The sequence below is a fragment of the Novosphingobium soli genome (genome assembly GCF_042432915.1).
GTDB lineage: Bacteria > Pseudomonadota > Alphaproteobacteria > Sphingomonadales > Sphingomonadaceae > Novosphingobium > Novosphingobium soli.
This window is the reverse complement of record NZ_JBHLWK010000018.1, coordinates 143,925-164,582: the sequence shown is the minus strand read 5'-3', so window position 1 is coordinate 164,582 and position 20,658 is coordinate 143,925. Positions and strand designations below refer to the sequence as shown.

The 20,658-nt window shown below is 66.6% G+C and carries 16 protein-coding genes and 1 tRNA gene; 9 read left to right on the top strand and 8 right to left on the bottom strand.

Going from position 1 to position 20,658, the window contains the following annotated elements; translation table 11 throughout:
- Nucleotides 1–65: 65 nt before the first annotated feature.
- Nucleotides 66–1,226: an N-acetyltransferase gene (locus ACFFJC_RS15465; protein WP_379488380.1), complete on the bottom strand. Its 1,161-nt coding sequence runs from the start codon at nt 1,224–1,226 to the stop codon at nt 66–68.
- Nucleotides 1,227–1,391: 165 nt separating this feature from the next.
- Between ACFFJC_RS15465 and ACFFJC_RS15460 the strand changes: the two genes are divergently transcribed.
- Nucleotides 1,392–2,486, top strand: a complete 1,095-nt coding sequence (locus tag ACFFJC_RS15460; RefSeq protein WP_379488379.1) for a fatty acid desaturase family protein — start codon at nt 1,392–1,394, stop codon at nt 2,484–2,486.
- A 71-nt stretch (nt 2,487–2,557) separates the two neighbouring features.
- Here ACFFJC_RS15460 and lptG read toward each other — a convergent pair whose 3' ends face one another.
- The 5 genes from lptG to ACFFJC_RS15435 form a co-directional block, all read right to left on the bottom strand.
- Entirely contained in the window at nt 2,558–3,655 is a 1,098-nt protein-coding gene (gene lptG / locus ACFFJC_RS15455; RefSeq protein WP_379488378.1) for an LPS export ABC transporter permease LptG, read from the bottom strand.
- A 1-nt stretch (nt 3,656) separates the two neighbouring features.
- Nucleotides 3,657–4,883 (bottom strand): LPS export ABC transporter permease LptF, encoded by a 1,227-nt coding sequence (lptF, locus tag ACFFJC_RS15450; RefSeq protein ID WP_379488377.1) that lies wholly within the window; start codon nt 4,881–4,883, stop codon nt 3,657–3,659.
- A gap of 175 nt (nt 4,884–5,058) precedes the next feature.
- On the bottom strand, nt 5,059–5,397 hold the full coding sequence (gene clpS, locus ACFFJC_RS15445; RefSeq protein WP_379488424.1) for an ATP-dependent Clp protease adapter ClpS: 339 nt from the start codon (nt 5,395–5,397) through the stop codon (nt 5,059–5,061).
- Between the two features lie 175 nt (nt 5,398–5,572).
- Complete coding sequence (locus tag ACFFJC_RS15440) at nt 5,573–6,538, bottom strand: phasin family protein (RefSeq protein WP_379488376.1); 966 nt, start codon at nt 6,536–6,538, stop codon at nt 5,573–5,575.
- A gap of 180 nt (nt 6,539–6,718) precedes the next feature.
- Complete coding sequence (locus ACFFJC_RS15435) at nt 6,719–8,581, bottom strand: PHA/PHB synthase family protein (RefSeq protein ID WP_379488375.1); 1,863 nt, start codon at nt 8,579–8,581, stop codon at nt 6,719–6,721.
- Nucleotides 8,582–8,767: 186 nt separating this feature from the next.
- Between ACFFJC_RS15435 and ACFFJC_RS15430 the strand changes: the two genes are divergently transcribed.
- Nucleotides 8,768–9,970: an LL-diaminopimelate aminotransferase gene (locus ACFFJC_RS15430; protein ID WP_379488374.1), complete on the top strand. Its 1,203-nt coding sequence runs from the start codon at nt 8,768–8,770 to the stop codon at nt 9,968–9,970.
- 191 nt (nt 9,971–10,161) lie between these two features.
- A complete protein-coding gene (locus ACFFJC_RS15425; protein WP_379488373.1) occupies nt 10,162–10,848 on the top strand; it encodes a winged helix-turn-helix domain-containing protein in 687 nt (228 codons plus the stop codon).
- Nucleotides 10,849–10,851: 3 nt separating this feature from the next.
- Here ACFFJC_RS15425 and mobA read toward each other — a convergent pair whose 3' ends face one another.
- A complete protein-coding gene (gene mobA, locus ACFFJC_RS15420) occupies nt 10,852–11,388 on the bottom strand; it encodes a molybdenum cofactor guanylyltransferase (RefSeq protein WP_379488372.1) in 537 nt (178 codons plus the stop codon).
- A gap of 202 nt (nt 11,389–11,590) precedes the next feature.
- Here mobA and ACFFJC_RS15415 point away from each other — a divergent pair.
- The 4 genes from ACFFJC_RS15415 to ACFFJC_RS15400 all read left to right on the top strand — a co-directional run bounded on the left by ACFFJC_RS15415 (nt 11,591) and on the right by ACFFJC_RS15400 (nt 16,828).
- Nucleotides 11,591–11,664: transfer RNA gene (locus ACFFJC_RS15415), tRNA-Cys, on the top strand.
- Nucleotides 11,631–11,828 (top strand): hypothetical protein, encoded by a 198-nt coding sequence (locus ACFFJC_RS15410; protein ID WP_379488371.1) that lies wholly within the window; start codon nt 11,631–11,633, stop codon nt 11,826–11,828. The genes ACFFJC_RS15415 and ACFFJC_RS15410 overlap by 34 nt, the downstream gene beginning before the upstream one ends.
- A 253-nt stretch (nt 11,829–12,081) precedes the next feature.
- Nucleotides 12,082–14,409, top strand: a complete 2,328-nt coding sequence (locus ACFFJC_RS15405; protein ID WP_379488370.1) for an arylsulfatase — start codon at nt 12,082–12,084, stop codon at nt 14,407–14,409.
- A gap of 61 nt (nt 14,410–14,470) precedes the next feature.
- Complete coding sequence (locus ACFFJC_RS15400) at nt 14,471–16,828, top strand: arylsulfatase (RefSeq protein WP_379488369.1); 2,358 nt, start codon at nt 14,471–14,473, stop codon at nt 16,826–16,828.
- A 165-nt stretch (nt 16,829–16,993) separates the two neighbouring features.
- On the opposite strand, the gene ACFFJC_RS15395 is transcribed toward ACFFJC_RS15400, so the two are convergent.
- Nucleotides 16,994–18,454: an arylsulfatase gene (locus ACFFJC_RS15395; protein WP_379488368.1), complete on the bottom strand. Its 1,461-nt coding sequence runs from the start codon at nt 18,452–18,454 to the stop codon at nt 16,994–16,996.
- 565 nt (nt 18,455–19,019) lie between these two features.
- On the opposite strand from ACFFJC_RS15395, the gene trhO reads away from it, so the two are divergent.
- Nucleotides 19,020–20,003 carry an oxygen-dependent tRNA uridine(34) hydroxylase TrhO gene (gene trhO / locus ACFFJC_RS15390; RefSeq protein WP_379556227.1) on the top strand — a complete coding sequence of 328 codons (984 nt, stop codon included), beginning with the start codon at nt 19,020–19,022 and terminating at the stop codon, nt 20,001–20,003.
- Nucleotides 19,987–20,625, top strand: coding sequence for a glutathione S-transferase (locus ACFFJC_RS15385; RefSeq protein ID WP_379488366.1), 639 nt, complete (start codon nt 19,987–19,989; stop codon nt 20,623–20,625). Before trhO ends, ACFFJC_RS15385 begins: the two co-directional genes overlap by 17 nt.
- The last annotated feature ends 33 nt before the right edge of the window (nt 20,626–20,658 follow it).

The following is a 20,658-nucleotide window of genomic DNA, read 5'->3' as shown; positions in this document are numbered from 1 at the left end:
GAGGCCTGGCCGGGCGGAAACACGACTGCCGGCGAGCGCGGCCACCGCGCTCACCGGCGGCGGCGTCACAGCGCCTTGTCGTAGATCGCGTATTCGCGGTTGACCTTGCTGTCGATGGCCTGCGCGATGGCGACCATGCCCTGGTTGTCCTCGAGGATCCAGCCGATCTCGCCGCGCTTCGCCGCGAACTTCGAGGCCGCAGCGCGGCGGATGTACTCGATCATCATGAAGGCGAGCTGGCTGGCGAGGCGCGAGGACTGCAGCTTCTTGCGCACCCCCATCAGCGGCACGCGCATGTCCGCCGGGCGAGGCTTGCGCAGCCACAGCAGCAGCTTGAGCAGGCCGAAGATGGACGGCTTGCCGTTGCGCTTGTTCACCGTCCTCTGCACGCCGTTGAGGTCCGGCAGCGTCATCATGAAGGCGACCGCCTCGCCGTCGTACTCGGCGATGCGGATCAGCGAGGGCTGCACCAGCGGCTTGAGCGCCTTGCCGGTATAGGCGATCTCCTCGGGCGTGAAGGGCACGAAGCCCCAGTTGTCCGACCACGCGTCGTTGAGGATGTCGCAGATGATCGCGGCATCGCGGTCGAAGTGCTTGAGGTCGGCCTCGCGGATGACGATCCGCGCGTTCTTCTCGCCCGAGGCGACGATGCGCTGGATCAGCGGCGGGAACTGGTTGCGCACGTCGAGCTCGTAGGTGTGGAGCGTCTTCACCCGCACGTAGCCGGCACTTTCGACCCAGCCCTGGTAGGCGGGGTTGTGATGCGCCATCATCACCATCGGCGGATGATCGTGGCCGAGCACCTGCAGCCCGGGCTCCTCCCAGATCGAGAGGTTCATCGGCGCCAGCACGCGGGTCATGCCCTGGCCCCGCAGCCAGTCCTCGGCCGCGGCGATGAGCGCCTGCGCGGTCTCCGCGTCCTCGGCCTCGATCGCGCCCCAGTTGCCCGTGCCCGGCCCCATGCCCTGCTCGGGCGGCTGTTTCAGCGCCAGTTCATCGATGTGGGCGGAAATGCGCCCGACCACCCGGTCGCCGCGCCGGGCGAGGAACAGCTGGACGCGGGCGTGGGCGAAGAACGGGTTCTTGCCGCGCGTGAACTTGGAGACCTCCTCCGAGCGCAGGTTCGCGACCCAGTTTTGATCTGACGCATTGAGCCGATAAGCGACATCGACAAAAGCGGCGATGTCGGCCTTGCTGGAGACGGGTGTGATGACTAGTTCGGCCATGGCCACGATGCTGCCTTTGTTCTGGCGTAACAGGGAAGTGCGCGCGAGGTGCTGCCGCGGACGGCGTCTTGTCAAGCCCGGCTTCCCGCCGGGGCGCAAGGCGGCCGGCCGTGAACTCCGGTCCGGGTCGGCTGACACCCGGAAGCATTTTGGAAATCTCGAACGATGAATGCCCACAAAGCGATAGACCTGCCCTCTTCCCCGGTGCGCGACGCGGCGCAGGGCGCGACGTGGCATTCGCAGATCCCCGACGACAAGGCGATGCTGCGCGCCGCGGTGGAGCTGACGCGCGATATCTCGCAGGCGCGGCCCGGCATCTACTGGCCGGACCTGCTGGCCAGCGCGCTGGTCGGCTATGGCGCCCTGGCCGGCGCGATCCTGGTGGCCCAGCCGGTGCTGGCGGTGGTGCTCGCCGTGGTGTCCTCGCTGGCGCTCTACCGCGCGCTGCTGTTCATCCACGAGCTCAGCCACATCCACAAGGATGCGCTGCCGGGCTTCCGCTTCGGCTGGAACCTGCTGGTGGGCATCCCGCTGCTGATCCCCTCCTTCATGTACGAGGGGGTGCACACCCAGCACCATGCCCGCACCCGCTACGGCACCGTGGAGGACCCGGAGTACCTGCCGCTGGCGCTGATGAAGCCGTGGAGCCTGCCGGTCTTCGCGCTGACCGCGATCCTGCTGCCGCCGGCGCTGCTCATCCGGTCGGCCGTGCTGGTGCCGCTGGGCACGGTGATCCCGCCGCTGCGCACGCTGGTGTGGGAACGTGCCTCCGCGCTTGCCATCAATCCGCAGTACCGCCGCCGCAAGCCCGAGGGCGATTTCGCCCACATGGTGTTCTGGCAGGAACTGGGCTGCTCGGCCTGGGCGATCGCGGCGATCGGTGCAAGCCTCGCCTGGGGCTGGCGCCCGCTGCTGATCGGCTTGTGCGTGGTCTCGTTCACGGCGCTGCTCAACCAGGTCCGCACCCTCGTGGCGCACCTGTGGGAGAACGACGGCGAGGCGATGACCGTCACCGCGCAGTACCTCGATTCGGTGAACGTGCCGCCTCCGGCCCGGTTCTCGGGCCTGTGGGCGCCCGTGGGGCTGCGCTACCATGCGCTGCACCACCTGCTGCCCTCGATGCCCTATCACTCGCTGGCGGAGGCGCACCGCCGGCTGGGCGCGCATCTGGGTGCCGGTTCGACTTACGAGCGGGCGAGCTATCCCGGGCTGACGCCGCTGCTGGCGCGGCTGGCGCGCAGCACCATGCGGACGCGCTAAGGCCGCGCTAACGCCGTGCTAAGGCCGCGTTAGCGACAGCGCAGCGGGACCACCGGGCGGCGCGCCCCCGCTCACTCCTCGGTGCGGATGAGCACGGTCTCGCCGATGAGCGCGAACAGCAGGAACGGCGCCCAGGCCGCGACGAGCGGCGGGTAGCCGCCGAAGTTGCCCATGGCGAGCGCGGCATTGTCGAACACGAAGTAGGCGAAGCCCAGCGCCATGCCGATCACCGCGCGGATCAGCAGCGCGCCCGAACGCGCCAGGCCGAAGGCCGCGACCGCGCCCAGCAGCGGCATCAGCGCCGACGACAGCGGGCCCGAGAGCTTGTGCCACCAGGCGGCGTCGAGCTCGCTGGTGCGCCGTCCCGCCTCGCGCACCGCGGCGATCGAGCCGCCCAGCGCGGCGATGTCCTGCGCATCGGGGTCGACCTTGGAGATGAAGATCTTGGCCGGCGTAATGCCCGGCGCCACCCGGGCCGAGGCGAGCTGGCTGGTGGTGGTGCTGGCGACGTCGAACTTGACCGGCCGCTCCAGCGTCCAGCCGGGATTGGCGTACGTCGCCCGCGCCGCGCGCATCTGCTCGACGATCATGTCGTTGGCGTCGCGGCGATAGTAGGTGACCCCGTTCAGCGTCATCGCCCGGCCCTCTCCGGACAGCGACTGCGCCAGCAGCAGTTCCGGGCCATCGGCCAGGTAGAGGTTGGCCTTGGGACTCGCGTCCTCGGGGATGGCGCCGTAGTCCACCGCCTCCCAGGCGTCGAGCGTGGAGGTCGCGCGCGTCACCACGCGCTCGTTGAACGCGAAGCTGGCGACCGAGATCACCAGCGCCGACAGGATCAGCGGCGCCAGCACCTGGTGCGCCGAGAGGCCCGCGGCCTTCATCGAGATCACCTCGCTGTTCTGGTTGAGCGTGGCGAGCGTGATGATCGTCGCCAGCAGCACCGAATAGGGCAGGAAGCGGGCCACGAGCTGCGGGATACGCAGGCTGACGTAGTAGAGCAGCTGCATCTGCCCGTTGCCAGGATGCGCCAGGATGTCGCCGCTTTCGCCGAGCAGGTCCAGCACCTGCAGCACCAGCACCAGCATGAACAGCACGGCCAGGATGCGGGTGACGAAAAGCCGCGCCAGATACAGCGTCAGCGTGCGCGACGGGAAGAATTCGAGGTGCATGTCAGGTCTGGTCCGCTGGGGCCGGCAGGATCGGGCCGCGGCGCTGGCGGCGCAGCAGCGACTTCACGCGCTTGACCACCTTGTCGGAGGCGGTCTCGAGCCAGCCGATCGCCTGCCCGCCGGGCACGTAGGCGACGCGCCAGTACATCCACAGGATGAGCGCGGCGAAGACCAGGAACGGGCCCCAGAGGCCGAGGATGGGATTGATCCGCCCCAGCGAGGCGACGTCGTTCGCGTACTGGTTGACCTTGTGGTAGGCCACCACCATCACGATCGAGACGAACAGGCCGAGCGCGGAGGTCGAGCGCTTGGGCGGGATCGCGAGCGCCACGCCGAGCAGCGGCAGCAGCAGCATCATGATGACCTCGACCACGCGGTAGTTGAAGTTGGCCTGGCTGGAGACGCGGTTCTCCTTGGGCACTTCGTTGTTCCAGCCCATCTTCATGAGCTCGGGCAGCAGGTACTCGCGCTCCTGGCCGCCGCGTTCGCGGAACTTCTCGATGGCGGGAAGCTCGATCGGCAGGTCGTGGCGCGTGAAGGTGAGCACGCGCGAGGGCTGGCCCGGCTGGTCCTGGATGATCTGGCCCTGCTCGAGCCGGAAGATGATCGTGTCGGGGCTGTTCTTCAGCGCCAGGAACCGCCCCTCGCGCGCGGAGATGGAAAGCACCTGGCCCTTGTCGTTGGCGACGCGCGCGAAGATGCCCATCAGGCGGCGTCCGTCGTCGCGGCTCTCGTCGATGCGCAGCGCGATCCGGTCCTTGAGCGCGGTGAACTCGCCCACCTTGATCGAGGCGCCCAGCGCACCGGACTTGAGCTCGTAGTTGAGCTCCTCGTAGTAGTAGCGGGCGAGCGGCTGGAGATAGCCGACGATCGCGAAGTTGCAGCCCACCAGAACCAGCGTGATGATGTAGGGCACCCGGAGCATGCGCGTATAGCTGAGGCCGACCGCGCGCATCACGTCCAGTTCGCTGCTGGTGGCCAGCTTGCGGAAGGCGAGCAGAATGCCGATCATCAGCCCCAGCGGGATCGCGAGGCTGGCGTATTCGGGCAGCATGTTCGCCAGCATCTTGAAGACGACGCCGATCGGGCCGCCCTCGGTGGCGACAAAATCGAACAGGCGCAACATCTTGTCCAGGACGAGCAGCGATGCGGCGAGCAGGAATATGCCCAGCATCGGCATCAGCACGAGGCGGAAGATGTACCGGTCTATGGCGTTGAAGAACTTCACTTAGCCGTCGTCACTCAACCGTTCTCCCCGCCCTTAACGGCTCGCACCGGGAGGGCAAAGCGATTTGTCGCAGGTCCGGCGGGACGCCGCAGCCGCCACCAGGCGGGCGAGCCGTACAACCTTGCGCGGAGCGGGAAGTTCCGGCCGACGCAAAATCGCCGGGCGGGGACGAGGCTCAGGCCTTCTCCAGCGTGCACTGGAGCGGATGCTGGTTCTGCCGGGCGAAATCCATCACCTGGTTCACCTTGGTTTCCGCGATCTCGTAGGGGAAGATGCCGCAGACGCCGACGCCCTTCTGGTGGACGTGGAGCATCACCCGCGTCGCCTGCTCCAGGTCCATGTGGAAGAAGCGCTTGAGGACCATCACCACGAACTCCATCGGGGTGTAGTCGTCGTTCAGCATCAGCACCTTGAACTGGCTGGGCTTCTTGGGCTTGGCGCGCGCCTTGGTGGCGATGCCCACCTGGTGGTCGTCGCCCGTGCCGCGATCGGAATCACCGTCGTCCCCCGCCATCGTCCACAGGGACGCAGCGAGGGGGCGCAAAAGGTCGGAATCGGCGATCGGGGGAATCATGGTGCCCAGAATATCGTACCGGAGCCCCCGATAACAAGATGCCCGCGCGAACATTCTCGCGCAGGGGAGGCGTCCGGCCGGGCGCGTGGTGCGCGCCCGGCCGGCTGCGCCGGGCTCAGACCACCGCGGCCGAGCGGGCCTTCTCGATGGCGATGCTCATGCGGCCCGACAGCGGCGCGAAAGTGTCGCTGAACAGCTTGAGCATGGCTTCGCTGTTCTTCGAACCGTACGCGACTGCGGTGTCGAGGTTCTTGCGCACGAGATCGCTCTGGATCTTGAAGAAGTCGGTCGGCGACTTGGCGGCGGCGAGTTCCTTGATGTCACCCGAGAACGCCTCGAAGGCGGTGCGGCTCTCGGCCACGATCTCGGAGCCGAGGCCCTGCACGCCCTCGGCGAAGATCTTGCTCGATTCGACCATGGCCTCGACGTTGCCCTTGGCGAACTCGCTCGCCTCGCCCAACGCGCTGGTGCTCTTGTCGAAAGCGGCGCGGGCCTTGGCCTGCGCCTGGGTGATGGCGTCCTGGAAACCGGTGAAGTTCGCGCTCATGTCCATTGTTGTATCCTCGAGCATGAAGTTGCTGAATAGTCCTGCGAAGACGGGCTTTTCGTTGGATGCGGTCTTGGGCGCCGCAATGGGAGTGGCCGCCTTCGGAACAGGCGCGGCCGCAGCCGCGCTCCCCACGTCCTTGACGACCTTGGTGGCCGGAAGGGTCGGAGCGACCCTGGCCGGAACAACAGCCTCGACCGGCTTCGGTTTCACCGCAGCGGCCGGGTTCATCTTGATCTTGGGCTTGCGCCCGGGCTTGGCCACCGGCGCATCGGCGAGCGGCGCCTTCGCCACCCTCTTCGCCGGCCCCTTCAGCGGAGCTCCCGAATCCTTCAGCGGAGCGGCGACGGGCGTCTTGAGCGGCGCGGCGAGCGCCGCCGCCGAAGCGGCCGTCGACGCAGGCTTTGCAGCCTCGGGCTTGGGAGCCTGCGGCGCGGCAGCCAGCGGCGGCGTCGGCTTGGCCGGCATTTCTACCGCCGACGCCTGCGGCTCGGCAGCGGGAATGGTGATCTTCGGGTCTTCATTGTCGGCCATCGGTTCCATCCAGCCCCAGTGAAAACGTGTGCGCCGAAGTCCGCTCCGGCTCCCTTCGGCGCGCCGTCCGAGTCGCACCAAGTCCTTGCTGCGATGCAAAATAGGATTTTGCATGCGCGAAGTCAACCGCTGTTATGTTGCACTGCACAATGGGAATGCTGCAACGCACACCAGAGCCGCTTAGCGCGTCGAGACGTAGCGCCCCGGCGCATCCTCGATCACCGGGTCGCCGCGGCCTCCGGGGCGCCGCTTGCCGCGGGCCGGGACCTCGCGGGCGTCCAGCGCCTTCAGCCACTGCGCCCAGTGCGGCCACCAACTGCCCGGATGCTCCTGCGCGCCGGCGATGAACTGGTCCAGCGTCTCGGCACCGGTGTCGTTGGTCCAGTACTGGTACTTGCCCGAGGACGGCGGATTGACCACGCCGGCGATGTGCCCGGAGCCGGCGAGCAGGAAGGTCCAGGGCCCTGCCAGGTAGCGCGTCAGCTTCCAGACGCTGGCGGGCGGGGCGATGTGGTCCTCGCGCCCGGCCTGGATGTAAACCGGCGTCGCGATCCGGCGCAGATCGATCGGCATGCCGCAGGCCTGCAGCGAGTCGGGCACCACCATCCGGTTGTCGCGATAGAGATCGCGCAGGTAATCACGGTGCCAGCGCGCGGGCAGGTTGGTGACGTCGCCGTTCCAGTGGAGCAGGTCGAACGCCGGATAATCCTCGCCCTTGAGGTAATTGCGCTCGACGTAGTTCCAGATGAGGTCGTTGCCGCGCAGGATGTTGAACGTGGCCGCCAGGTAGCGGCCGTCGAGGTAGCCCTCGGGCGAGAGATGGCCGAGCGTCTCGATCTGCTGGTCGTCGACGAAGTGCTTGAGGTCGCCCGCCTCCGCGAAGTCGACCTGGGCGGTGAAGAAGGTGGCGCTGGCGACCTTCCCGGCCTCTCCCCGGCGCGCCAGCAGCGCCAGGGTGGCGGCCAGCGTGGTGCCCGCCACGCAGTAGCCGATGGCATGGACCGCGGGGACCCTCAGGCGCTCGCGCACGACGTCGATCGCCTCCATCTGCGCGCCGATGTAGTCGTCCCAGGCGATCCCCGCCATCGACGCGTCGGCCGACTTCCACGAGACCATGAAGACGGTGATCCCCTGCTCCACCGCCCAGCGCACGAAGCTCTTCTTGGCGTTGAGGTCGAGGATATAGAAGCGGTTGATCCACGGCGGGAAGATCACCAGCGGCGTGGCGAGCACCGTCTCGGTCGTGGGGGTGTACTGGATGAGCTGGAACAGCGGCGTCTCGTACACCACCTTGCCCGGGGTGACGGCGATGTTCTCGCCCAGCACGAAAGCGTCGGCGCGGGTGTGCGTCAACTGGCCCTTGCGCACGTCCTCGAGCAGGTTCTCGAACCCGCGCACCAGGCTCTCGCCCCGGGTTTCCGCGGCCCGTGCCAGCGCGACCGGGTTGGTCAGGGGAAAGTTCGCCGGGCTCAGCGCGTCCACCAGGGCGCGAGTGGCGAACAGAAGCTGCGCCTTGCGCGCCGGCTCCAGGCCCTCCATCGCCTCCGCCATGCCGACGACCTGCTCGCTCAGCAGCAGGTAGGTCTGGTGGAGCGCGGCGAAGAACGGCTGGCGCCGCCATTCGGGATCCGCGAAACGGCGGTCACTGCGCGGGAACTGCGGCTCGTCCGCAGCCTCGCCCGCCCTCGGGCCGAGGCCGAACTGGCCGAACACCGCGTTGACCAGGTTCAGCCCCTCGTTCCAGAGCCCCTGCTGGACCTCGGGATTCGCCAGAGGCAGCTGCCGCAGCACGCTCTCGGCGGTGGCGATCCACTTCGCCGGATCGACGAAGTGCGAGGGCGCCTCCGTCGCCACCTTGCTCAGCTGCTCGACCTGAAACTGGGTCCATGTCGCCTGCAGCCGACCGAAGATCTCGCCCCACTGCACGGCCGCTTCGGCCTGCGGCGATCCCTCTGCCGGAAGCAGCGGCGAAAACAGCGCGGCCAGGGCCTGCGTCTGGGCGCGCGTGGCGTCGCTGACAGGGTCGGCGGCGTCGGTGGCCATCGGCAATCACTCTCCAAGGAAACCCGGCAAGCTTCGATGTGGCGATCCCGCCGCGTCCTGTCGAGTCCGTTCCGCGCGCTTTGCGGGCAATGATCTTTGCGAAGATCAGCCATTTGCGCAACGAGCGTAATCCCCTACAGGGACGCTGCGGCGATCCTGCCGCGACGCTACTGGATACAAGAGGTCATGGAAGACGAGTTCTACCGCATCAAGCGACTGCCGCCCTATGTCATCGCCGAAGTGAACGCGATGCGGCATGCAGCACGCCAGGCGGGCAAGGACATCATCGACCTCGGCATGGGCAACCCCGACCTGCCGCCGCCCCAGCACGTGCTCGACAAGCTGTGCGAGGTGGCCCAGAAGCCCGACGCGCACGGCTATTCACAGTCCAAGGGCATCCCCGGATTGCGCCGCGCCCAAGCCAACTACTACGCCAACCGGTTCAACGTCGAGCTCGATCCCGAGACCGAGGTCGTGGTGACGATGGGCTCGAAGGAAGGCCTCGCCAGCCTGGCGACCGCGATCACCGCGCCCGGCGACGTGGTGCTGGCGCCCAATCCCAGCTATCCGATCCACACCTTCGGCTTCATCATCGCCGGCGCCACCATCCGCTCGGTGCCGACCACCCCGGACGAGGACTACTGGCGCTCGCTCGACCGCGCGATGGCCTTCACGGTGCCGCGCCCGTCGATCCTGATCGTCAACTATCCCTCCAATCCGACCGCCGAGACGGTGGATCTCGCCTTCTACGAGCGCCTCGTCGCCTGGGCGAAGGAGAACAAGGTCTGGATCCTCTCCGACCTCGCCTATTCCGAACTCTACTACGACGGCAATCCCACGCGCTCGATCCTGGAGGTGCCCGGCGCCAAGGACGTCGCAGTGGAATTCACCTCGATGAGCAAGACCTACTCGATGGCGGGCTGGCGTATCGGCTTCGCGGTGGGCAACCCGAAGCTGATCGCCGCCCTCACCCGCGTGAAGTCCTACCTCGACTACGGCGCCTTCACGCCGATCCAGGCCGCCGCCTGCGCCGCGCTCAATGGCCCGCAGGACATCGTCGAGCGCAACCGCCAGCTCTATCAGAAGCGCCGCGACGTCATGGTCGAGGCGTTCGGCCGTGCCGGTTGGGACATCCCGGCACCCAAGGCGTCGATGTTCGCCTGGGCCCCGCTGCCGCCCGCACTGAAGGAAATGGGCAGCCTGGAGTTCTCCAAGCAGCTTCTGACCCATGCCGAAGTCGCGGTGGCCCCGGGCGTGGGCTACGGCGAGGACGGCGAGGGCTACGTGCGAATCGCCATGGTCGAGAACGAGCAGCGCCTTCGCCAGGCGGCGCGCAACGTGAAGCGCTACCTGACATCGATGGGAGTCAACACGCCCGCGGCCTCGTAAACCACGATTTTTGCCAGGTGACAGGCGCTTACAGGCCGGAAATCCGCCAGCCTGTAAGAATATATGTGTTGTTCCCTAGACCTGCAGCGGCATGGTGCCCCTTCAACGGCAAGCCGGGCAGTGAGGGGCAAATGGCGACACCAGATGGCAGGGATCCGACGTTCCGTTTCCGATGGCTGGAGGGCTGCCCGATGGCCTTCCAGTTCGACCTGAGGCGCCGGGGCTGGACGCTGGAGGGGGCGGGGGCGCCCTCCAGCGGATGCATCGGCATCTACTGCACCGGCACGCTCGACGAGGCGGCCTGGGCCCGCGTCCTGGCCTTGCCGGAGAAGAGCCGCAGGTTCGTCCTGGTGCTCGCGCCGGCAACGGCCAGGGAGCGCACGATGCTGATCGAGGCGGGATTCGGCGACGCCCTGACCGACGCGGTCGAGCTGGAAGAACTCGCCGCTCGCGCCGGCCGGCTCGCGGAGGTTACGCAGTGGATTCCGCGCAGGCGCCACCTCGGCGACCTCGAACTCGACCTCCTCGCCCGTGAGGCTTACGGCCAGGGCAAGGCGCTCAATCTCAACCCGCGCGAGTTCGCGCTGATCTGGCGCCTCGCGGACGTGCCAGGCACGCCGGTCAGCAAGCCGGAACTGATCCACGATGTCTGGCGCATGGGCTTCGTGCCCGAGACCAACAGCATCGCCGTCCACATGTCGCGCCTGCGCCGCAAGCTGGGCTTCGTCGGCATGGCGGGGATCATCGTCACCACCAGCACCGGCTACGTGCTTACGGCAAGGCGCTCGGGGCCGGTCTCCGAGGCGCCCACCGCCGTTGCCCTGGCTTCCGCGCGGCGCCCGCTGGCCGGTCCGACATCGCTCGGCGTCGCCTGCTGAGGATCAGCCGCCGGGCCGCAGGCGCTGGCGCAGCGCGGCGAGATCGCCGGGCGTGTTGATGTTCGGAACAGGCGTCTCCAATGCCACCCGCCGGGCGCCAACGCTGTCGGCAAAGCGGTACATCGCGTGGGGCTCGGGGCCGTGCAGCAGGCTGTCGAGCAGCGGGCTTGCCGCGGCGGGCCAGAGGCCGATCACCGGTTGTGCCTCCAGGCAAGCGGGCGCCGCGCCGAGAAGAGCGAGCAGGTTGCGCGGCATCAGGCCCGCATCGACGCCGCAGCTGAGCACGGCATCGTAGCCCTCGTCGTAGGCGAGGTGCAGCGCCGCCGCCAGGCCGCCCAGCGGACCCATGCCCGCCCGCGGCCAGTCCGGGATGGTGGGCGCAGGCGCGGTTTCGCGGCCGGCCACGACGACATGCTCGCACCACCCCGCCAGCCCATCGACGGCGCGCGCGAGCAGCGTATGCCCGTCCAGCTCGGCGAGCGCCTTGTCGCTCCCGAACCGGCTCGACAGCCCTCCGGCCAACACAACTCCCAAGATCATAGGTGCAGCCTCCGCAGCGCTCCCCGACGGCTGCCGAACCCTCGATAGCGGCAACCCGGGTCGACAAGGAAGTCCCCGCAGCACGGCCCGGTTCCGCCGCCGGGCGCCCTCCCCCGCCCCCCGTGCGAAATGCCCCGCAGATCGCGCGAATCCCATTGCACTCGCCGCGATCGGTTGCTAGGCGCGCATTCCTCCACACGGCGGCCCGATGGCGGAGTGGTTACGCAGAGGACTGCAAATCCTTGCACGCCGGTTCGATTCCGGCTCGGGCCTCCAAAATCCTGTTTGGCGAGAGCCGCCGACAGCTGGAAAAAACCCTGATTTCTGACAAGTGGAACCCCGACGGCATCGAACGCGCGTGGGCGCACATGGTGGCGGGCAGCGTCCGGCGCATTTACAACCTGTCGGCCTATGGGGCGCGGCGGTCGGGTTCCACATGATGGCTTCTAAGGTTGGTGTCGCAAGCCTTCGGAAATCTATCGAAGCTCGGCCGTCCACCGGCACGTCAGCGTTCTGACACAGCCCCTGAGATTTGCGGTCTGCGCAGGTCGTTCTCCGGGTTCTCCCCGATAGTGCCCGCTGATCCTCGAACTAGCGTCATGGATGAATCCACCGAGTCCCGTCGTGGGGCTTGGCGGGCTCTTGTCGCGCGAAAATGGCGCGGCAGCGCATGTGAGTGATCGGAGAGCATGGATGACCCAGACGATCCTTCCCTATCCGCAAACGGACACGCATTTTTCCGGAAGGATCGGACGGACCTATACCGACTCCGAGGCCGTCGTCCCCGATGTCCCGCGTGCTCCGGACGGGGCGCCCAATGTCCTGCTGGTGCTGCTGGACGATGTGGGATTCGGTCATGCCTCCACCTTCGGCGGGCCGGTGAACACACCCACGCTGGAGAAGCTGGCAACGCAGGGTATCCGCTACAACCGCTTCCACACCACCGCGCTTTGCTCGCCCACGCGGGCTGCAATCCTGTCGGGGCGCAATCACCATTCGATGCACACCGGCATCATCATGGAACTGGCGACGGGCTTTCCAGGCTATGACGGTCGCTGGCCGGAGAATGCGGCTTGCGTGGCGCAGACGCTGCGGCTGAACAACTACAACACCGCGGCATTCGGCAAGTGGCACAACACCCCGGATTTCGAGACCAGTCCAGCCGGGCCGTTCGACCGCTGGCCGACGGGCCACGGGTTCGAATACTTCTACGGCTTCATGGGCGGCGAGACCAACAACTGGGATCCCCCGCTGATCGAGAACACGCTGCCCATCGAGAAGCCGGAAGGCGATGATAGCTATCACCTGAGCTCCGCCATGGCGGACAAGGCCATCGCATGGATCGGCAGCCAGAAGGCCAGCGCGCCTGACAAGCCGTTCTTCGCCTACTGGGCACCGGGAGCGGCGCACGCGCCGCATCACAGCCCCAAGGAATTCGCCGACAAGTACAAGGGCCAGTTCGATCAGGGCTGGGACAAGGTGCGCGAGGAAACGCTGGAGCGCCAGATCAAGCTGGGCGTCGTCCCGGCAGGAACGCAGCTCACCCCGCGCCCGGATTCGATGCCCGCATGGGACGATTGCAGCGCGGATGAAAAGCGCCTCTACGCTCGCATGCAGGAGGTCTTCGCGGGCTTTCTCGAACATGTCGATCACCAGCTTGGTCGCGTGATCGACGCGCTGGAAACGATGGGCCTGCGCGAGGATACCCTCATCATCTACGTCGTGGGTGACAACGGCCCCAGCGCCGAAGGGACGCTGACCGGCACCGTCAACAACATGAAGAGCCAGCACGGCTATGCCGACAGCGTCGAGGAGATGCTCAAGGTCATCGACGAGCTGGGCAGCACCAGCCACGAGAACCACTACCCGGTGCCGTGGTGCTGGGCGGGTTCCTCGCCCTTCCAGTGGTGCAAGCAGGTGGCCTCGCATTTTGGCGGCACCCGCAACGGCATGGTCATGAGCTGGCCGGGCCGGATCACCGATGCGGGCGGCCTTCGCAACCAGTTCCACCATGCGATCGACATCGTGCCCACCATCCTGGAGGCTGCCGGCGTCACCGAGCCGATAACGATCAACGGCGTGCCGCAAAAGCCGATCGAGGGTGTCAGCATGGCCTATACCTGGGCGGACGAGAGCGCGCCTTCGAGCCGCCGCACGCAGTATTTCGAGATGTTCGGCAACCGCGCGCTCTATCATGACGGATGGGTGGCAGGCGCCCGCCACGGCAAGCTGCCGTGGCAGACATCGGGTTCATCGCCCGATTTCGACAACGATACCTGGGAACTCTACAACATCGAGGAGGACTTCAGCCAGGCCAACGACCTTGCGGACAAGGAACCGGCGAAGCTGCGCGAGCTGCAGGACATGTTCTGGGCCGAGGCGGCCAAGTACAACGTCCTGCCGCTGGACGATCGCTTCGTCGAGCGGGCCGACGTGAACCTCAAGCCCAGCTACCTGCGGGGCAAGAAGCAGTTCGTGTACCTGCCCGGCACCACCCGCATCCCGGAACCGGCATCGCCGCCCACCAAGAACATCGACCACACCATCGCCGCCGAAGTCGAGATTCCAGAAGGCGGCGGCGATGGCGTGCTGGCCTGCTGCGGCGGCGAGGCAGGCGGCTATTCCTTCTTCCTGAAGGATGGCACGCTCTACTGGGAGCACAACTGGTTCAACACCGAGCGCTACCGCGTGCAGTCGAAGGAGCCGATCCCGGCGGGCCACCACGTGCTGTCGGTCCAGATCGTCTGCGACAACGAGGGCGAATTCGCCACCGGCGGCAAGGCGACACTGCGTCAGGGCGAAGCCGTGATCGGCGAAGGCACGTTCGACCAGCAGGTGGGCGCCCGCTTTACCGTGGGGGAAAGCTTCGACATCGGCTGCGATCTGATCACGCCCGTCTCCAAGCTCTACAAGAGCCCGGCGAACTTCAACGGCACGATCAAGCGCGTGCTGGTCGACATCAGCGACGTCGAGTTCGACGACCTGGCCCATCAGGTGAAGATCGCCATCGCCACTCAGTAATCGCGTTGCCGCAGAGCCTTGTGCCGCCCTGCACGGTCACCCAACGGACGAGGAAACACGCATGACGATGCCAAAGGCCCATCCTGAACTGAACCGTTACGTCCTGCCGATCCCGGAGCGTGTGCCTCCGCACGACACCCCGATGAACGCCAAGGAGGCCCAACGGCCTGAACCCAAGGCATTCCTCCGCCCGCCAGCAGGCGCGCCCAACGTGCTGATCGTGCTGATCGACGACATGGGCTTCGGCGCCAGCAGCGCGTTCGGCGGTCCGTGCCTGATGCCCAATGCCGAACGGGTGGCAAAGGAGGGCATCCGCTTCACGCGCTTCCACACCACGGCGCTGTGCTCGCCTTCGCGGCAGGCCATGCTGTGCGGGCGCAACCATCATACGGTGAACATGGGCGGCATTACCGAAGTCGCCACCGCGATGCCGGGCAACACCGGGCTGCGCCCCGATACCTGCGCCACCATCGCGCAGATCCTGAAGTACAATGGCTACAACACCGGCGCCTTCGGCAAGATGCACCAGACGCCGACATGGGAGACCAGCCCCTCCGGACCGTTCGACCACTGGCCGATCGGGGATGGGTTCGAGAAGTTCTACGGCTTCCTGGGCGGCGATACCAACCAGTACGCCCCGCCGCTGATCGACGGTGTCACCCCCATCGAGCAGCCCAAGTCGATCGAGGACGGCTATCACCTGTCCGAGGATCTGGTCGATCAGGTCATCAACTGGACCGGCTCGCTGCAGACCTTCACGCCCGACAAGCCGTGGTTCGCCTATCTCTCGTTCGGTGCCACGCACGCGCCGCATCATGTGCCCAAGGAATGGATCGACCAGTACAAGGGCAAGTTCGACCACGGCTACGTCCGGCAGCGCGAGATCACCTTCGAGAAGCAGAAGGAACTGGGCGTCGTCCCCCAGGACGCCGAATTGACCGCGCCCACCGAATGGCTGCCCGAGTGGGACGAACTGACCGACGACGATCGCAAGGTGTCGTGCCGCCTCGCCGAAACCTATGCCGCCTTCGCCACGCACACCGACCATCAGGTGGGCCGCCTGCTCGACACGCTCGAAAGGCGCGGGGTGCTTGACGATACGCTGGTGATCTACATCCTGGGCGACAACGGCTCGTCAGCGGAAGCGGGTCCTTACGGCACCTTCAACGAGATGGCGTTCCAGAACAGCATCGGCATGACGACCGCGGATATCCTGCCGCGCCTCGACGAGATCGGCGGTCCCAACGCGTTCAACCACATGCCCTCGGGATGGGCGCACGCGATGAACACGCCCTACCAGTGGAGCAAGATCGTGGCGTCGCACTGGGGCGGCACGCGCGTGGGCATGACGATGCGGTGGCCCGAACGGATCAAGGCGAAGGGCGAGATGCGCCACCAGTTCCACCACCTGATCGACATCGCGCCGACCATCCTGGAACTGGCCGGAGTGCCCGAACCCGACTTCGTCAACGGGATCCAGCAGAAGCCGCTGGAAGGCACGAGCATGGCCTATCTGTTCGACGAGCCTGAGGCCGCGGATCGGCGCACGACCCAGTATTTCGAGATCGGGTGCAACCGGGGCATCTATCACGAAGGCTGGACCGCGATGACCATGCATCGCCTGCCGTGGCCGGATGAGCGGGAAAAGGTCGGCGAGATCGAGGATGATACCTGGGAACTCTATGGTCCGGATGACTGGACGCAGGCGCACAACATCGCGGCGGAAAACCCGGAAATGCTGCGCAAGCTGCAGGACCGCTTCCTGATCGAGGCAAGCAAGTACAACGTCCTGCCGCTCGACCCGCGCCAACGCGAGCGCTTCGATGCGCGCGTCGCCGGCCGCCCGGACCTGCTCAACGGGCGCACTTCGATGACCTTCCTGCCGGGCATGACGCGTATGAACGAGAATACCGTCCCCAACATCAAGAACACCAACTTCACCGTCACCGCCGAGGTCGAGCTTGGCGCAGAGCCCGCCAACGGGGCGATCATCGCGCAGGGCGGAAAGTTCGGAGGATGGTGTCTTTACGTGAAGGACGGCGTGCTCGCCTACGCTCATAACTGGGTGGGCCTGGAGACCTTCACCGTGCGGGCGGACGAGGCCATCGGCGAAGGCAAGCACGAGATCCTGCTCGAATTCGTCTACGATGGCGGCGGCGCAGGTAAGGGGGGCGAGGTCACCTTGAAGGCCGACGGCAAGGCCATCGGCAAGGGGCGCGTCGAGAAGACGGTGCCCGCCGTGTTCTCCTTCGACGATTTCATGGACATCGGTCAGGACGCGGGCGAACCCGTCGTGGAGGACTACGGTCCGACCGGAGGCACCTTCTCCGGCACGATCGAGACGGTGACGATCGACATCACCGGCGAATCCCACCACGACCACGACCTGTTGCTGAAGGCAAAGCACGCCAAGCAGTAGCGGCAGGCCAATCGGCAAGGTCACGCAGCCCGCGACGGACTGCGCGACCTTCCGTCGCGGTGCCGCACAGCAAATCCCCGCTAGCATCAAGCTCACCTGCAACGCAGAAATGGCTGCCGCAGGTGAGCCCGCGGCAGCCCTTTCGGTTACAGCAATCGGCCTGCGTCAGTCGCGCGCGGCCTGCTCCTTGAACTTGTCGATCAGCTTCGAGAAGTCGGCGGACATGGCTTCCTGCCGGGGCGGGAATTCCTGGAAGGTCATCACGTGCTTGGTCATGAAGTCTACGATCGGCAGCAGGACCCAGCCCTTGTGCTCGGCCAGCTTGCGATTGACGTCGCCCCATTGGCGCTCGAATGGGTCCATGAGGATGTTCGTGATCATCGGCCGCCCCAGGTGAACCAGCGGATTGTCCCACTTGCCCTCCATCTTCGCGGCGATCGTCACCTTCCACGGGCCATAGCGCACGCCGGTCAGTTCGGTCTCGTCGTAATAGAAATAGTGCTTGCGGGTGGAGGGGCCGGTACCCGTGAACAGCGCGGTCTGGTCGTAGCCGTCGAGGTGGACCTTGTAGGTCTTGCCTTCGTGCTCGACACCCTTCTTCAGCTTCTCGCCGATGTCGGGCATGCCGACCAGCGACGCGAAGGTCATGAAGAAGTCCTCCATGGCGACGATGTCCGAGCTGACCTGGCCCGCTGGGATCTTGCCCGGATAGCGCACCACGCAGGGCACGCGCACGCCGCCCTCCCAGGTCGTGCCCTTGTCGCCGCGGAACGGCGAGGTGCCGCCCTCGGGCCACATGTACTGATAGGCCCCATTATCTGTCGTGTAGACGACGATGGTGTCTTCGGTGATGCCCAGTTCATCCAGCTTGGCCAGCAGTTGGCCGACGTGCCCGTCATGCTCGGCAAGGCCGTCGCCATAGATGTCCGCCTCGGACGCGCGCGATACGCCGCGCCGCTCGTCGAGCATATGGGTGAACACGTGCATGCGACTGGCGCAGTGCCAGACGAAGAACGGTTTGTCGGCCTTGACCTGCCGTTCCATGAAATCGGAGGTCTTGGCGACGATCTCGTCGTCGATGGTCTTCATCCGCTCGGTATCGAGTGCGCCTTCGTCCTTCGTCTCGCCGTCAGCGGTTCCCGAGACCAGACCGCGGACCTGCCAGCGATCCTGGAATTCCTTGTTCTGAGGACGGTCAGGGTCTTCGGGGTCCTCGTTCGCATTCAGGTGATAGAGGTTGCCGAAGTACTCGTCGAAACCATGGCGGTGGGGCAGGTGCTCCTCGCGGTCGCCCAGATGGTTCTTGCCGAACTGGGCGGTGGCATAGCCGGCCATCTTGAGGATCTGGGCGATCGTAGGATCCTTGTCCGACAGGCCCTGCGGCGCGCCGGCGGCGCCCACTGTAGTCAGGCCCGTGCGCGCCGGCATCTGCCCGGTGATGAACGCTGCGCGCCCCGCCGTGCAGGACGGCTGCGCGTAGAACGAGGTCAGCTTGATCCCTTCCTTGCCGATGCGGTCGATGTTGGGCGTTTCGACGCCCATCGTATCTCCGCCAAAGGAACTGATGTTCCAATAGCCAATGTCGTCGCCGAAGATGACGAGGATATTCGGTTGCGACTTGGGCATGACGTTCTCCAGCTTGGCTATGCCATAGGGCCATCCGGAGCAGCCTAGAAGGGTAGCTCATACGCGCGCATCGGGATTAACCCTTGCATCAATCCGGGAAGTCACGGGGCTGGCATTGGTCCCGTAGCATCGAAAGAGGGCATACCTCACGATGCCGGTCAGAAGGAGCCGGACCTGTTCCGCCGCCCTCCTTCGCATCGTTCGCCAGTTCGTCAGCCGGTCCAAAGTACTCGTGTCGGAAGCGCTGGAACGACAATGTGTGCATGGCCAATCCGCCGCCGAATGCCCTGAGCCTTGAGCTCGCACGGGGAGATTTCCGCTTGAAGCAGCAGGATGTTTCCCAGCCACGAGAGGGAGATCAGTCTTCGCCATCTTGGGTTTAGACGAGCCCAAGACGCCACTGGTCAGCGGTTCGATGTGTTCCGTCGCTCAGGCGAACTTGATGTTCAACCCGCGTTCGAGGCCAGACTCCGCCCTCCCCGGGCTCTCCCGCTTCGGCTGACCGCTTTACGGCGCCGGCCGCTGGCTGCTGACGTTCTGGACGAAGGGCGCTATGGCGCGAGTCATGTCCGTGTCTCCTTGTGATCCTCGCCCGCCGCTCTGCGTGGCGGCCCTGTACCGTTTCGCTCGCTTTGCCGATCCCGCCGCGATGCAGGGGCCTCTGCAGGACCTGTGCGGCGCTCTGGGCCTGCGCGGGACCCTGCTGCTGGCCGCCGAAGGGATCAACGGCACGATCGCCGGCACGCCCGAGGCGATCGGCGATATCCTGAACTATATCCGCGGCCTGCCCGACTGCGCCGATCTCGACGTGAAGCTCTCATCCGCTTCGACGATGCCGTTCCATCGCATGAAGGTGCGCGTGAAGCGCGAGATCGTGACGATGGGCGAGCCCGCCATCGATCCGCGGGCCAGCGTCGGCACTTATGTCGAGCCGGGCGATTGGAACGCGCTCATCTCCGACCCCGACACGATCGTGATCGACACGCGCAACAGCTACGAAGTGGCCGTGGGCACCTTCCAGGGTGCGATCGATCCGCAGACGAGCAGCTTCCGTGACTTTCCGGAGTGGTTCCGCAGCCAGCGCGCGGCGCTGCTGGGCGCCGGACGCCAGCCGAAGGTGGCGATGTTCTGCACCGGCGGCATTCGCTGCGAAAAGTCCACGGCGTTCCTCAAGCAGGAGGGGGTCGAGGATGTTTTCCATCTGAAGGGCGGCATCCTCAAGTACCTGGAGACGGTTCCGCAGGACGAGAGCCTGTGGCGCGGCGAGTGCTTCGTGTTCGACCAGCGGGTGACGATCGGCCACGGCCTGGCCCAGGGCAACTACGAGCTCTGTCACGCGTGCCGTCGTCCCCTCGCCGGGGCGGACCTGGCCTCGCCGCTGTACGAAGCCGGCGTGAGCTGCCCCGCCTGCCATGGCGAGCGCAGCGAGGCGCAGCGCGCGTCCTATCGCGAGCGGCACCGGCAGGAGACGCTTGCCGCCCGCCGCGGCCAGGCGCACGTCGGAGCGGTTCACGGAGAGCATGGGCACGGCCATGAGCAGGCCGACTGACCCCGTCCTCTACAGCTTCCGTCGCTGCCCCTATGCGATGCGGGCGCGGTTGGCACTGGCGGTGAGCAGCACACGCCACGTGCTGCGCGAGGTCAAGCTGAGCGCCAAGCCCCCCTCCCTGCTGGACGCTTCGCCCAAGGGAACGGTCCCCGTGCTGGTCCTACCCGACGGCGCGGTGATCGACCAGAGCCTGGACATCATGCGCTGGGCTCTGGCCAAGAGCGACCCGGAAGGATGGCTGCCTCGCGCCGACGGGGAGCTGATCGCGCGGGCGGACACCGGCTTCAAGCACGACCTGGACCGGTACAAGTATCCGCAGCGCCACGGCGCCGATCCCACGGTGCATCGCGCGCTGGGCGCGGAGTTCCTGCGCGTCCTGGAACGGCGGCTCGAGGGCGCGGAGCAACTCGACGGACCGGCGCGCGGGATGACCGATGCGGCGATCATGCCGTTCGTGCGGCAGTTCGCCGCCGTGGAGCCGGACTGGTTCGTGGCGCAGCCGCTGCCGCGGGTGCGAGCCTGGCTGCAGGGACACGTGGGTTCCGAGCTGTTCGCCGCGGTGATGGTGCGCCACGCGCCCTGGATGCCGGAGAGCGAGCCGGTCGTCGTCGGCGGCCGCTAGCGCGCCGGCGGCTCCATCTCCATGGCGATGAAA

What these genes read in the sequence shown, in the direction of transcription:
- ACFFJC_RS15465 (WP_379488380.1), bottom strand. Translation starts at nt 1,226, where the DNA reads ATGGCCGAACTAGTCATCACACCCGTCTCCAGCAAGGCCGACATCGCC.
- ACFFJC_RS15460 (WP_379488379.1), top strand. Translation starts at nt 1,392, where the DNA reads ATGAATGCCCACAAAGCGATAGACCTGCCCTCTTCCCCGGTGCGCGAC.
- lptG (WP_379488378.1), bottom strand. Translation starts at nt 3,655, where the DNA reads ATGCACCTCGAATTCTTCCCGTCGCGCACGCTGACGCTGTATCTGGCG.
- clpS (WP_379488424.1), bottom strand. Translation starts at nt 5,397, where the DNA reads ATGGCGGGGGACGACGGTGATTCCGATCGCGGCACGGGCGACGACCAC.
- ACFFJC_RS15440 (WP_379488376.1), bottom strand. Translation starts at nt 6,538, where the DNA reads ATGGCCGACAATGAAGACCCGAAGATCACCATTCCCGCTGCCGAGCCG.
- ACFFJC_RS15435 (WP_379488375.1), bottom strand. Translation starts at nt 8,581, where the DNA reads ATGGCCACCGACGCCGCCGACCCTGTCAGCGACGCCACGCGCGCCCAG.
- ACFFJC_RS15430 (WP_379488374.1), top strand. Translation starts at nt 8,768, where the DNA reads ATGGAAGACGAGTTCTACCGCATCAAGCGACTGCCGCCCTATGTCATC.
- ACFFJC_RS15425 (WP_379488373.1), top strand. Translation starts at nt 10,162, where the DNA reads ATGGCCTTCCAGTTCGACCTGAGGCGCCGGGGCTGGACGCTGGAGGGG.
- mobA (WP_379488372.1), bottom strand. Translation starts at nt 11,388, where the DNA reads ATGATCTTGGGAGTTGTGTTGGCCGGAGGGCTGTCGAGCCGGTTCGGG.
- ACFFJC_RS15405 (WP_379488370.1), top strand. Translation starts at nt 12,082, where the DNA reads ATGACCCAGACGATCCTTCCCTATCCGCAAACGGACACGCATTTTTCC.
- ACFFJC_RS15400 (WP_379488369.1), top strand. Translation starts at nt 14,471, where the DNA reads ATGACGATGCCAAAGGCCCATCCTGAACTGAACCGTTACGTCCTGCCG.
- ACFFJC_RS15395 (WP_379488368.1), bottom strand. Translation starts at nt 18,454, where the DNA reads ATGCCCAAGTCGCAACCGAATATCCTCGTCATCTTCGGCGACGACATT.
- trhO (WP_379556227.1), top strand. Translation starts at nt 19,020, where the DNA reads ATGTCCGTGTCTCCTTGTGATCCTCGCCCGCCGCTCTGCGTGGCGGCC.
- ACFFJC_RS15385 (WP_379488366.1), top strand. Translation starts at nt 19,987, where the DNA reads ATGAGCAGGCCGACTGACCCCGTCCTCTACAGCTTCCGTCGCTGCCCC.